The sequence below is a fragment of the Blastococcus sp. SYSU D00868 genome (assembly GCF_054050575.1).
The window spans coordinates 86,321-98,739 of sequence record NZ_JBJGZO010000005.1; the positions used below are offsets into that span (position 1 = coordinate 86,321).

Here is a 12,419-nt window from a genome sequence, read left to right on the forward strand (position 1 = left end):
CCACCGATCGGGTGGAGCACGGGACGGACGGGTCACACCCCGTGACCGAGACCGCCGCGGTGGTGCCACGTGAAACGTGCCGACGCGGGTGGCAGGGTGCGCTCGTGACCGCCGACGACGTCCTCTGGCAGCCGACGCCGGAGTCGATCCGCGCGACCCGCCTGGCCGAGTTCGCCCGACGGGTGCGCGAGCGGCGCGGCGTCGACGTCGGCGACCCCGTCGACTACGACCGGCTGTGGCGCTGGTCGGTCGGGCACCTCGACGAGTTCTGGGCCGAGGTCGCCGACTGGAGCGGCGTGCTGCCCGGTGTCCCCGACGACCGGGTGCTGACCCGCCGCGCGATGCCCGGGGCCGAGTGGTTCCCCGGGACGACGGTGAACTACGCCGAGCAGGCCCTCCGGCACGCGACCGACGCGACGCCGGCGCTGATCGCGGTCACCGAGGAGGCGCTGGCCGGCGACGCGGAGCCGGAGGAGGTCTCCTGGGCGTCGCTGCGCCGCCAGGTGGGCGCGTTCGCCGCGACGCTGCGCCGGCTCGGGGTGCGCCGCGGCGACCGGGTCGCGGGCTACCTGCCCAACGTGCCGGAGGCGGTCGTCGCGTTCCTGGGCGCGGCGTCGATCGGTGCCGTCTGGGCCTCGTGCGCGCCGGACTTCGGCACCCGCAGCGTGCTGGACCGCTTCGCGCAGATCGAGCCGACGGTGCTGGTCGCCGTCGACGGCTACCGGTTCAACGGCCGCCCGCACGACCGGCGGGAGGTGGTCGCCGAGCTGCGTGCGGCGCTGCCCACCGTGCGGACGACGATCGCCGTCCCCCGGCTCTTCCCCGGCGAGCTCCCCGAGGGCGCCCTCGCCTGGGCCGACGCCGTCGCCGGCGAGCAGGAGCCGGAGTTCGAGCCGCTGCCCTTCGACGCGCCGCTGTGGATCGTCTACTCGTCGGGGACCACCGGGCTGCCCAAGGGGATCGTGCACGGCCACGGCGGCGTCGTCCTCGAGCAGCACAAGCAGCTGGCGCTGCACGGCGACGTCCGCCCCGGCGACCGCTTCTACTGGTACGCCTCCACCGCCTGGATCATGTGGAACATCGCGACGTCGGCGCTGCTGGTCGGCGCCACGGTGGTGGTCCACGACGGCGCCCCCGCGTACCCGGCCGTCGACGCGCAGTTCGCCCTGGCCGCGCGCACCGGCGTCACCTACCTCGGCACGAGCGCCGGCTACCTGACCGCCTGCGAGAAGGCCGGCCTGCGGCCGGGGGAGACGCACGACCTGTCCCGCGTGCGGGCGATCGGCTCGACCGGCTCCCCGCTGCCGGCGTCGGCGTTCCGGTGGGTCTACGACGCGGTGGGCCGCGACGTCTTCCTCGGCTCGCTGTCCGGCGGCACGGACGTGGCCACCGGCTTCATCGGCAGCTCGCTGCTGCTGCCCGTCGTCGCCGGCGAGCTGCAGCGGCCGATGCTCGGCGTGGCCGCGGCGGCATGGGACGAGGAGGGCCGGCCGGTCGTCGGCGAGCTCGGCGAGCTGGTGGTCACCGAGCCGATGCCGACCATGCCGCTGTACTTCTGGGCCGACCCCGACGGCTCCCGCTACCGCGAGGCCTACTTCGAGCCGTGGCCGGGCGTGTGGCGCCACGGCGACTGGCTGGAGGTCACCGAGCGGGGCACCTGCGTCATCACCGGCCGCTCGGACTCCACCCTCAACCGCGGCGGCGTCCGGATGGGGACGGCGGACATCTACGCCGCCGTCGAGTCGATCCCGGAGATCGCCGACTGCGTCGTCCTCGGCGTCGAGCAGCCCGACGGCGGCTACTGGATGCCGCTGTTCGTGCAGCTGACGCCCGGCGCGGAGCTGACCGACGACCTGGTGGCGCGGATCCGCGAGGCGATCCGCACCCAGGCCAGCCCGCGGCACGTGCCCGACGAGGTGGTCCTGGTGCCGGGGGTGCCGCACACGAAGACCGGCAAGCGGCTCGAGGTCCCGCTCAAGCGGCTGTTCCAGGGCGTCGACCCGCAGAAGGCGGTCAACGCCGGCGCCGTCGACGACCCGTCACTGGTCGACCACTACGTCGCCCTCGCCCGGGACCGCGCCGCCCGGTGACCCCGCCGGGGCGAAGGGGCCGCGGAGCGCCGCCCACTGCAGCAGCATGATCGTCTTGGCGTCGGCGATCCGGCCGTCGTCCACCATGGCCAGGGCCTCGTCGACGTCGAGTTCCAGCACCTCGATGTCCTCGCCCTCCTCGGCCACGCCGCCGCCGGCCGAGACCCGGTCGCCCGGGGTGTACGGCGCGGCGAAGAAGTGCAGCCGCTCGGTCACCGAGCCCGGGCTCATGAAGACGTCGAACACGTGCGTCAGCGCGCCGACCGCGACGCCGAGCTCCTCCTCGGCCTCCCGGCGGATCGTCGCCTCGGGGTCCTGGTCGTCGAGCAGGCCGGCCGCCGCCTCGACCAGCAGCCCGTCGGGGTGCCCGTTGACGTAGACCGGGTAGCGGAACTGCCGGGTGAGCAGCACGGTCCGCCGGGCGGTGTCGTACAGCAGCAGCGTCGCCCCGTTGCCGCGGTCGTAGGTCTCGCGCTGCTCGGTGGTCCAGCGGCCGTCGCGGCGGCGCTGGTCGAACGTCGTCCGGCGCAGCACGTGCCAGCCGCTGGCCAGCAGCTCGACGTCCCGGATCAGCACGTCCGGGTTGCCCGTCAGGTCCCGACCGGTCAGGTGCAGCCCGGTCCGCCCGCGGGCGTCGGGGACGTCGACGCCGGGGACGCCGGTGGGAGCGGGAGCGGGGGTGGGGACCACCGCGCCGGTCACCGCGCCACCGCCGGCACCTCGTCGACGCTGCGGTAGACGGCCGCGCCGCGGGCCCGCGCCAGGGCGACCATCTCGTCCGAGCCGGCCGAGGCGCCGGGCAGCCGCAGCACCGCGTCGCAGCGGGCGACCAGCCGGCGGCCCATCGGGTGGAAGACCTCGTCGAAGGCGGCGTCGCCGACCCGAGTCGAGCCGGCCAGCTCCGCCAGCGGCAGGGCGAGGTCCTCCCCGTTCACCGCGAGGTGGCCGGCCCGGAACAGCGCCAGGCAGGCCTCCTGGATGGCGCGGTGGTTGGCCGCGATCAGCGCCGGGTCGTCGCCGGTGCCCCCGCGGTAGGGGCCGGCGACCAGGATCATCAGGGGCTCGGTCATGCGCACTCGACCTCCACGTCGGCTGCGGCGAGGGCGGCGAGGGTGTCCTGCGCCGCGGGGGAGAGCCGGGGGTCCCGGGCGCTGGGGTCGGTGACCAGCCGGCCGACCGCGCCGAGGGGAGCGACGGACGCGAAGGCGCGCACCCCGAGCTTGGAGGCGTCGGCCACGACCAGCGTCTCGCGCGCCTGCGCGAGGGCGACCTGCTTGACCGCGGCGTCCTCCAGGGTGAACTCCGACCAGCCGGCCTCCGCGCTGACCGCGCCGATCGACATCACGAACAGGTCGAAGGTGAGCTGGCGGAGCACCGCGGCGGCGAGCGGGCCGGAGAGGCTCTGCTCGCCGGGCCGGGACTCCCCGCCGACGACGAGCAGCCGGACGCCCGGCCGGTCGGCCAGGGCGGCGGCCACCGGCAGGCTCAGCGCCGCGACGGTGAGCGGCCCGTGCCCGGCGGCGGCGCGGTCGGCGAGGTGGCGGGCGACGTGCACCGTCGTCGTCCCGGCGTCCAGCAGCACGGTCGCGCCCGGCTCCACCCGCTCGGCCACCGCCCGGCCCAGCCGGTCCTTCACCCCCGCCTGCCAGCCGGCGCGCGCGGCGAAGCCGGCGGCCGACTCCGGCTCGGCCACCGCCACGGCGCCGCCGCGGACCCGCTCCACGAGCCCCCGCCGCTGCAGCGCGTCCAGGTCGCGCCGGACGGTCATCTCCGAGACGCCGAGGCGGGCGGCCAGGTCGGCCAGCGTTGCGCGGCCGGCGTTGCGCACCAGCCGCAGCGTCACGTCGAGTCGGTCGGGGACGGCCACGGCGACGTTCCTATCAGATTGCTGTGAGAACTGTGAAGTCCTTGTGATCTCCGTGGCGTCGATCACGACCGCGGATACCGGCGTGCTGCGGCGGGCACCCCCTGCGGCCACAGTGGGCCGCAGCCGAGCAGGAGGCGACGATGACGTCGAGCGACAGCGCACCCGGGGAGTCGAGCGAGCTGCGGGAGGCCCGCCCGCCGGAGCTCCTGCCGCCGTGGCACACCCCGGAGCGCGAGGCGCTGCAGCTGCAGGCCCGCCGGTTCGCCATGGACGAGGTGCTGCCGGTCGCCAACGAGCTGGACCCGCAGAAGGGGCTGATCCCCGCGTCGCTGCTCGAGCGGCTGGCCGAGCTGGGCTACTTCGGGATCACCGTCCCGGCCGAGGACGGCGGCCTGGGCCTGGGGGTCTTCGAGTACTGCATGGTCGCCGAGGAGCTCGCCCGCGCCTGGATGAGCACCGCGAGCATCCTGGCCCGGGCGCAGGGCCTCGGGACGACGCTGCCCGACGCCGGCCGCCGCCGCGAGCTGCTGCGCCGCAGCGCCCGCGGGGAGTGGATCGGCGCGATCGCGCTGTCCGAGCCCGACGCCGGCTCCGACCTCGCCGGCGTCTCGACCCGCGCCGTCCTCGAGGGCGACGAGTGGGTGGTCACCGGCCGCAAGCGCTGGTGCGGCAACGCCGAGGCCGCCGACTTCATCCAGGTGCTGGTCCGCGAGCGCGACCCCGAGGAGGGGGAGCCGCGCTCCCGCGGGCTGCGGACCCTGCTGCTGGAGAAGAAGCGAGGCGAGTTCCCCGAGGGGCTGACCGGCTCCCCGATCGACAAGGTCGGCTACCACGGCTTCCTGACCTGGGACCTGACCTTCGACGGGGTCCGCATCCCCGCCGGCAACGTGCTCGACGACGCGAACGCGGCCGACGGGGAGGGTGAGGAGGCGGCCCGGGCCGGCATGCGCAAGGCCAAGGAGTTCCTCGACACCGCCCGGGTGCACACCGCCGCCCGCGCCGTCGGCCTGGCCCGCGCCGCGCTGGAGGACTCGGTGGTCTACCTGCAGGAGCGCGAGCAGTTCGGGCACCCGATCGGCGACTTCCAAGCGCTGCGCTTCGCCGTGGCGGAGATGGCCGCGCAGATCGAGCAGAGCCGCGCCTTCTACCGGCAGGTCGCGCACCTGCTCGACCTCGGCGTCCCCTGCGGGCGGGAGGCCGCCATGGTCAAGCTCGAGGCGACCGAGATGGCCGTGCGGGTGACCAACCAGGCCATGCAGCTGCACGGCGGCAACGGCTACACCACCGAGCGGCAGGTGGAGCGGCACTGGCGCGACGCCCGGCTCACCACGATCTTCGAGGGCACCAGCGAGATCCAGAAGCGGATCATCAGCGACCGCCTGCTGCCCCGCTCGCCGCTGGCCTGAGCGGAGTCGCTGGGTGGCGGAGACCGTTCCCCGGCGACTCCGCTCAGCCGAGGAAGGTCAGGTACAGCAGGGCCAGGTTGAGCGTGATGACGGCGGCGGCGACCACCGCGGCCGCCGCCGTCGTCCCGCGCCGGTTGACGTGCTCGCCCATCACGTCCCGGCGGGCGGTCAGCACCACCAGCGGCACCAGCGCGAACGGGATCCCCAGCGACAGCACGACCTGGGAGACGACCAGCGCCTCGCTCGGGTCCGCGCCGACGGCGAGCACCACCACCGCCGGGATCACGGTGACGACGCGGCGCACCAGCAGCGGCACCCGCCGCCGCAGCAGGCCGCGCATCACCTCCGCGCCGGCGGCGCTGCCCACCGACGTCGACGCCAGCCCCGACCCCAGCAGCGCGACGGCGAACAGCAGCGCGACCCCGGCGCCCAGCTCCGAGGACATCAGCGCGTGCACGCCCTGCAGCGTGTCGGTGCCGGGGAACCCCTGCAGGCTCGACGCCGCCACCACCAGCAGCGACAGGTTGAGCACGCCGGCCAGCACCAGCGCCGAGACGACGTCGCCGCGGGTCGCCGAGAGCAGCCGGCCCACGCCCAGCCCCGCGCCGCGGGCGCCCAGCCGCGTCGTCGTCAGGCTGGAGTGCAGGTAGATGACGTGCGGCATGACCGTGGCGCCGATGATCCCCGAGGCGAGCAGCACGCTGTCGGCGCCGGCGAAGTCGGGCACGAGGCCGCCGGCCAGTGCCGCGCCGTCCGGTGGGTCCACGACGAGTCCGGCCATGAACCCGACGGCGATCAGCGCCAGGAAGCCCATGACGACGCGCTCCAGCGCCCGCTGCCCGCGGGCGTCGCCGACGCGCAGCACGAGCAGCGACACCGCCGCGGTCAGCACCGCGCCCAGCACCAGCGGGACGTCGAACAGGATGGCCAGTGCCAGCGCCCCGCCGACCACCTCGGCCATGTCCGTGGCGACCGCGATCGCCTCGGCCTGCAGCCAGTAGCCCACCCGCGCCGGCCCCGGCAGGCGGGCGCCGAGCTGCTCGGGCAGCGAGCGGCCGGTGACCAGGCCCAGCTTGGCCGACAGGTACTGGACCAGCACCGCCATCACGTTGGCCAGGACGACGACCCAGACCAGCGTGTAGCCGTAGCGCGCGCCGGCGGTGACGTTGGTGGCCACGTTGCCGGGGTCGACGTAGGCGACCGCCGCGATGAAGGCCGGCCCGAGCAGGGCGAGCCGGCGCGTCGGCTGCAGCATCGCCCTCCTCCCCGTCGCGGCCGGACCGGCGGACAGCCTGCCATGGCGGAGCAACTGTTCGTTCCGGTGACGGCCCGGGTCCGGTAGCTTCCGGTCCGTGCGCACGGCCGTCATGCGGGTGGTCATCGACGCGGACGGCGTGCTCGGGCCGGACGCGTACGAGGCCGGTCTCGTCGCGCTCCGCCGGGAGTCGCTCGAGGTCGTCGCCAGTCCGCCGGCCCACCTGCCGGAGCGTCACCGCGAGATCGAGCTGATCCTCGACGAGTCGCAGCTGGCCGACCGCGACGAGTACGTCGGGCTGTGCGCGCGCGCCTTCGGCCTGCCCGCGGCGCCCGGCGTGGTGACGTTCATCAGCCGCGGTACCGACGACGACGCCCGCGGCGTGCTGGCCGGGTTCGGGGTGGAGGCGCCCGTCGAGCGGTGGGTGGAGGACGGCGACGAGGTGGTCCGCGTCGTCCTCGACCGCGAGCAGGCCCGCCGCGTGCCCGAGGGCCGGCTGCACACCGCGCTGGAGGCGGCGCTCAACTGCGAGGTGCGGATCGTGGTCGCCGACCCGGCGGCACAGGGGACGGCGCACGGGGCGGCGCCGCCGGTGTCAGCCGCGGAGGGCGCCCCGTAGCAGAGCGGCACGCAGGAAGGCGTGCGCGCGAGCCGTCCCGGTCCGCGCGTGCTGGTGGAACGGCAGCCACAGGACGGAGCGGATGTGCAGAGCCGTGTCGGGCACCGCGCGCAGCCGGCCCTCCGCCGCCCCGCGCCGCAGCAGCTCCTCGAGCGCGCCCAGCCGGCCCTGCGTCTGCAGGTAGTAGTCGTGGAAGGGGCTGTGCACGGCCTCCCGGCCGCTCCAGCTGTAGCGGAGGATGCAGGACTCCGCCTCGAACCGCCGGCTGGCGTGCACGAACACCCGGGCGAGCCCGTCCAGGGTCTCCACCTCGGTCGACCCGGCGGCGAAGACCGCGCCGAACGCGTCGCCGAGGTGCCCGGAGTAGCGCGCCAGCACCTCGCGAAGCAGCGCCTCCTTGGACTCCACCCGCCGGTAGAGCGTGCCCATGCGGACCCCGGCCGCCGCGGCGATGTCGCGGACGGTGGTCGCGTCGTACCCGCGCCGGGCGAACTCGGTCCGGGCGGCGGCCACGATCGCGTCGCGGTCGCGGGGGCCGTCGGGCGGCTCGTCGGCCCGCCACCGGGACAGCGCCTCGGTGGCCGCCCGCGTCGCGGCCGACGCCTCGAGCTCGGCGGCCGTCGGGCAGTCGACGGCGACCCCCTGCAGCAGGACGTCGCACAGGTGGGCGGCGAGCTCCCGCGGGTCCCGGTCGCCGGGGTAGCTGCCCGGGGCGTCCAGGGTCGACTGCTGCAGCGCGAACCGCAGCAGCGCCGGGTCGGCGGCGTCCTCCCCGCCCGCGAGGGGCAGCCCGTCCACCGCCTCCCGCCAGGCGCGCTCCAGCGACGCGGTGGGCAGCCGCATCGCCGAGCGCAGCCGGGGGGTGGCCACGGCCGGCGGCTCGAAGGCCCGCAGCCGGACGGCGGCGGCGTGCCGGAAGGACAGGGCCATGACGTCGGCGGTCAGCTGCCGCACGCGCCGCTCGGCGGGGGGGCCGGGCTCCGGCGGGTCGGCGACGGCCGCGTGCGCGACCTCGCCCAGGGCCGCGCCGAACGCGGTCAGCAGCTCGGCGGCGAGCTGCTCCTTGGACGCGAAGTGGTGGTAGAGGCTGCCCGGCAGCAGGCCCACGGCCTCGGCGATGTCGTTCATCGTCGTGCCCGCGTAGCCGGCGGCCTCGAACAGCCGCGCCGCCGTCTCGCGCACGGCCTGCGCCCGGGCGCTGTCGCCGGGGGCCGTGCGCCCCGCGGTTCCACCGACGCCGGCCACGGCGTCGAGTATGGCCGCCCCGCGTGCCGCCGAGGAGCGGCGGTGCGCCGGGGCCGGGGGTTTCGTGCAGATCACCCGATGATGAGGAGAGGTGCAGGTGGCTGAGACCGAGACAGAGGTCAACGGCGGGATCGTCGTCCACGAGTTCGTCGGTCCCGAGGACGGCGAGGTCGTCGTCCTGACGCCGGGAGGGCGGTTCAGCAAGGACTTCCCCGGCGTCCGGGAGATGGCGGAGGGCATCGCCGCGGGCGGCAAGCGCGTCCTGCTGTGGGACCGGCCCAACTGCGGGAAGTCCGACATCCAGATCTTCGGGAGGTCCGAGTCGCACATGCGCGCGGAGACCCTCGGGGGCCTCCTCGACGCGCTGGGGATCGACCGGGTGGTCAAGTTCGGCGGGTCCGGCGGCGCCCGCGACTCGATCGTGTTCGCGCTGATGTACCCGGAGCGGGTCACCCGGCTGGCCCTGTGGAACATCGTCGGCGGCAACTTCAGCACCATGTCGCTGGCCGGCGTCTACATCCTCAACGAGCTGCGCACCGTCCGGGCGAAGGGCATCGAGGGGATCCTCACCCTCGGCGGCGCCGCCGGCGGCTGGGGCGACCTGGTCGCGGCCAACCCGCGCAACGCCGACCGGCTCCGCGCGCTCGGTGCCGAGGAGTTCGAGCGGGTCATGTACCGCTGGCTCGACGCGTTCATCCCCAAGCCGAACGAGGCCATCCCCGGCGTCGCCGACCACGAGTTCGGGGAGATCGACGTGCCGACGCTGATCATCCGGCCGGGCGTGAACGACCACGACCACCCGCCGACGACCTCGTTCCGGGTGCACACGCTCATCAAGGGCTCCCGGCTGATCGAGCCGCCGTGGCCGGAGGACGCCTGGGAGCAGGGCGGGGCGGCCCGCGAGGCGGGCACCGGGAACATCTTCGACTCCTGGGTCCTGGCGTCCCCGATCCTCGTGGACTTCATCGACGGCAAGGAGGCCGGCGAGGCCACCACGATCAACTGGAACGGCCGGCCCACCGGCTGACGCCCGTGGCGTGCCCGGGGGCGGCGCCTCCGGGCACGCGGTGGGGGCGGCGGGTCGCGGACCCGGCCTTGTGAGGGCGGTCACCCGCGACTACGGTGGAGCGGAGCAATCGTTTGGTCCGGCTGGAGCGGCCGGGGAGCACCGGGAGGACGCGCGTTGGATTCCGAGGGTCAGCCGGTGATCGACGCCAGCGTGCACGTCTTCTTCGCCTCGGACCGGGACCTGCGCGGGTACCTGCACGAGCCGTTCAAGAGCCGCGGGTACCCCGACGTGGACGTCGCGTGGTTCGCGCCGCCGGACGGCGTCCGCTACGCGCCGGGCACCGAGGCGCAGGACGAGATCACCGGGCGCGCCTTCGGCGGGGCGGTCTCCACCGTGAAGGGCCACCCCGGCTCGGACCCCGAGCTGGTCGGGCGGCAGCTGTTCGAGGAGCGCGGCGTCGACGTCGCCGTCCTGCACCCGATGTCGAACGCGGGGATCCTGCCGGACTGGCACCTGTCCACCGCGATCTTCGCCGGCTACAACCGGATGCTGGTGGAGCGCTGGCTGGACTCCGGCACCTACGCCGACCGCTTCCGCGGCACGATCCGGGTCAACCCGAACGACGTCGACGGCGCCGTCCGGGAGATCGACCGGTGGAAGGACCACCCCAGGGTCGTGCAGATCGGGCTGCCGATGCAGACCCAGCACCCCTACGGCCGGCCGCACTTCCGGCCGCTGTGGCGCGCTGCCGTCGAGGCCGGCCTGCCGGTCGCGGTGCACATCGAGATGGGCGTGGGGATCACCCACCCGCCCACGCCGTCGGGCATCACGCGGACCTTCTCGCACCTGACCGCCTACCAGCCGATGACCTTCGTCTGGCACCTGCTCAACATGATCGCCGAGGGCGTCTTCGAGGAGTTCCCCGAGCTGAGGATCGTGTGGGCCGACGGCGCCGCCGACATGCTGACGCCGTTCATCTGGCGGATGGACTCCTTCGGCCGGCCGCACCTGGAGCAGACGCCGTGGGCGCCGAAGATCCCCAGCGCCTACCTGGAGGACCACGTCTACTTCGTGCACGGCTCCCTCGACGGGCCCGGCGCCGACGCCGAGTTCGCCGGCGAGTGGCTGCGCATGACCGGCAAGGAGGACCACCTGGTGTTCGGGTCGAGCTACCCGGACTGGCAGATGCACTCCCCCGCCGACCTCCCGCGGGCCTGGACGCCCGAGCAGCGGGAGAAGGTCCTGTGGCGGACCGCCGCCCGGCTCTACGGCATCGAGTCACCCGTCCCCGCGTCCGCCTGAGGCGCTCGTTCCACCCGACCCGTCCGGCAGCGACGAGAGGAACCCGGCATGACCATCGAGATGCAGCGCCCCACGACGGTCTCCACGGAGATGACGGAGGTGCGGGTCGTCGACAGCGACATCCACCCCACCCCGAAGCGGGGTGAGCTGACGCCGTTCCTGCCCCCGAGGTTCCGCAGCCTGTTCGAGAACCGGGCGAAGGGCGCCGGCAGCCCGGTCTACTACGACGCCCCCGACTTCGCGTACTCGTTCGCGATGCGCACCGACTCGTTCCCCGCCGACGGCAACTTCGCCGGGTCCGACCCCGAGCTGATGTTCCGCCAGGTGATCATGGAGGCGGGCTGCGACCTGCTGATCCTCGGCCCGCTCAACGGCGGCGGCCAGACCGAGGAGGAGCACCACGCGGTCACCCAGGCGACCAACGCCTGGCAGGACGCCTGCTGGCTGGACAGCGAGCACAACTGGCACGGGCGCTTCCGCGGCTCGATCGTCGCCGCGATGGAGCACCCGGAGGCGGCCGCCCGCGAGATCGAGCACTGGGCCGGCCACCCCTACATGTCCCAGGTGCTGATCGGCGCCGAGCTGCGGCCGGCGTGGGGCGACCCGCGGTACGACCCGGTCTGGGAGGCCGCCACCCGCAACGGCCTGCCGGTGGCCTGCCACCTCGGGCGCGGCCAGCACAACGAGCTGCCGATGTCGCCGGTCGGGTTCATGACCTACAACCACGACCTGATGGTCAGCTACTCGATGCTGGCCGCGAACCAGGTGATGAGCCTGGTCTTCGACGGCGTCTTCGACCGCTTCCCGGACCTGCAGATCGTCTTCATCGAGCACGCCTTCAACTGGCTGCTGCCGCTGATGTGGCGGATGGACGCCGTGTACGCCAAGCGCGGTCCGGAGAACGGCCTCAAGCGCAAGCCGTCGGAGTACGTCAAGGACCACATCTGGTGCACGACGCAGCCGCTGGACATGCCGGAGGACAAGCTCGAGTTCACCCGCGCACTGGAGTGGATGGAGGCCGACAGGCTCCTGCTGTTCTCGTCGGACTACCCGCACTGGACCTTCGACGACCCGCAGTGGGTGGCCAAGCACCTGCCGCTGCACATGCGCGACAAGATCATGTACCAGAACGCGCTCGAGGTCTTCCCCAACCTGCCCAGCACCGTGCCGGCCCTGCCGGGGCAGAAGCGGGCCCTGTAGTGCGCGAACGCTCGACCGTCCGGGCCCCGCTCGCGCGGGGGCGGGAGCACGTGGTGGCGACCGTCGAGGAGATCCCGCCCGGCTCGCACAAGGTCGTGCCGATCGGGCGGTGGGGCGTCGGCGTCTACAACGTCGACGGCCGCTTCTACGCGATCGCCAACTACTGCCCGCACGAGGGCGGCCCGCTCTGCTCCGGCCGCACGCACGGGCTCACCGTCGTCGACCCGGAGCGCCCGGGCGGCGCGGCCGAGTCGCGCGCCGGCGAGTTCATCTACTGCCCCTGGCACCAGTGGGGGTTCGAGCTGGCCACCGGCACCACGGCGGTGAAGCCGGAGTGGAGCATCCGCACCTACCCGGTGCGGGTGCAGGGCTCCGACGTCATCGTCACGGCCTGACCCCAGCCCCTCGCGGCCGGCGGGCGACCCC

Annotated in this window: 12 protein-coding genes; 7 read left to right on the forward strand and 5 right to left on the reverse strand. The window is 74.5% G+C overall.

The genetic code is table 11. From position 1 onward, the window contains the following. Window positions 1-104 precede the first annotated feature (104 nt). Window positions 105-2,090 (forward strand): acetoacetate--CoA ligase, encoded by a 1,986-nt coding sequence (locus tag ACI79F_RS06275; RefSeq protein ID WP_456546099.1) that lies wholly within the window; start codon window positions 105-107, stop codon window positions 2,088-2,090. On the opposite strand, the gene ACI79F_RS06280 is transcribed toward ACI79F_RS06275, so the two are convergent. The 3 genes from ACI79F_RS06280 to ACI79F_RS06290 are packed head-to-tail and all read right to left on the reverse strand — an operon-like array spanning window position 2,040 to window position 3,957. Continuing rightward, the gene (locus ACI79F_RS06280) at window positions 2,040-2,792 is read right to left on the reverse strand and encodes an NUDIX domain-containing protein (protein WP_456546098.1); all 753 of its coding nucleotides are present in this window, start codon (window positions 2,790-2,792) and stop codon (window positions 2,040-2,042) included. The genes ACI79F_RS06275 and ACI79F_RS06280 overlap by 51 nt on opposite strands. Next, window positions 2,789-3,160 carry a DUF4406 domain-containing protein gene (locus tag ACI79F_RS06285; RefSeq protein ID WP_456546097.1) on the reverse strand — a complete coding sequence of 124 codons (372 nt, stop codon included), beginning with the start codon at window positions 3,158-3,160 and terminating at the stop codon, window positions 2,789-2,791. The genes ACI79F_RS06280 and ACI79F_RS06285 overlap by 4 nt, the downstream gene beginning before the upstream one ends. Continuing rightward, window positions 3,157-3,957 carry a DeoR/GlpR family DNA-binding transcription regulator gene (locus tag ACI79F_RS06290; RefSeq protein WP_456546096.1) on the reverse strand — a complete coding sequence of 267 codons (801 nt, stop codon included), beginning with the start codon at window positions 3,955-3,957 and terminating at the stop codon, window positions 3,157-3,159. Before ACI79F_RS06290 ends, ACI79F_RS06285 begins: the two co-directional genes overlap by 4 nt. A 140-nt stretch (window positions 3,958-4,097) precedes the next feature. On the opposite strand from ACI79F_RS06290, the gene ACI79F_RS06295 reads away from it, so the two are divergent. Continuing rightward, the gene (locus ACI79F_RS06295; RefSeq protein ID WP_456546095.1) at window positions 4,098-5,363 is read left to right on the forward strand and encodes an acyl-CoA dehydrogenase family protein; all 1,266 of its coding nucleotides are present in this window, start codon (window positions 4,098-4,100) and stop codon (window positions 5,361-5,363) included. Window positions 5,364-5,406: 43 nt separating this feature from the next. On the opposite strand, the gene ACI79F_RS06300 is transcribed toward ACI79F_RS06295, so the two are convergent. Then, window positions 5,407-6,618: an Nramp family divalent metal transporter gene (locus ACI79F_RS06300; RefSeq protein ID WP_456546094.1), complete on the reverse strand. Its 1,212-nt coding sequence runs from the start codon at window positions 6,616-6,618 to the stop codon at window positions 5,407-5,409. A 97-nt stretch (window positions 6,619-6,715) separates the two neighbouring features. On the opposite strand from ACI79F_RS06300, the gene ACI79F_RS06305 reads away from it, so the two are divergent. Further along, window positions 6,716-7,237, forward strand: a complete 522-nt coding sequence (locus tag ACI79F_RS06305; protein ID WP_456546093.1) for a hypothetical protein — start codon at window positions 6,716-6,718, stop codon at window positions 7,235-7,237. Here the strand turns inward: ACI79F_RS06305 and ACI79F_RS06310 are convergent. Next, entirely contained in the window at window positions 7,214-8,482 is a 1,269-nt protein-coding gene (locus ACI79F_RS06310; protein WP_456546092.1) for a TetR/AcrR family transcriptional regulator, read from the reverse strand. The genes ACI79F_RS06305 and ACI79F_RS06310 overlap by 24 nt on opposite strands. 97 nt (window positions 8,483-8,579) lie before the next feature. Here ACI79F_RS06310 and ACI79F_RS06315 point away from each other — a divergent pair, with 97 nt between their 5' ends. The 4 genes from ACI79F_RS06315 (at window position 8,580) to ACI79F_RS06330 (ending at window position 12,388) form a co-directional block, all read left to right on the forward strand. After that, window positions 8,580-9,509, forward strand: coding sequence for an alpha/beta fold hydrolase (locus ACI79F_RS06315; protein WP_456546091.1), 930 nt, complete (start codon window positions 8,580-8,582; stop codon window positions 9,507-9,509). 156 nt (window positions 9,510-9,665) lie between these two features. After that, complete coding sequence (locus ACI79F_RS06320; protein WP_456546090.1) at window positions 9,666-10,793, forward strand: amidohydrolase family protein; 1,128 nt, start codon at window positions 9,666-9,668, stop codon at window positions 10,791-10,793. 48 nt (window positions 10,794-10,841) lie between these two features. Further along, on the forward strand, window positions 10,842-11,993 hold the full coding sequence (locus ACI79F_RS06325) for an amidohydrolase family protein (protein ID WP_456546089.1): 1,152 nt from the start codon (window positions 10,842-10,844) through the stop codon (window positions 11,991-11,993). A gap of 53 nt (window positions 11,994-12,046) precedes the next feature. Further along, on the forward strand, window positions 12,047-12,388 hold the full coding sequence (locus tag ACI79F_RS06330) for a Rieske (2Fe-2S) protein (RefSeq protein WP_456546088.1): 342 nt from the start codon (window positions 12,047-12,049) through the stop codon (window positions 12,386-12,388). Window positions 12,389-12,419: the final 31 nt, after the last annotated feature.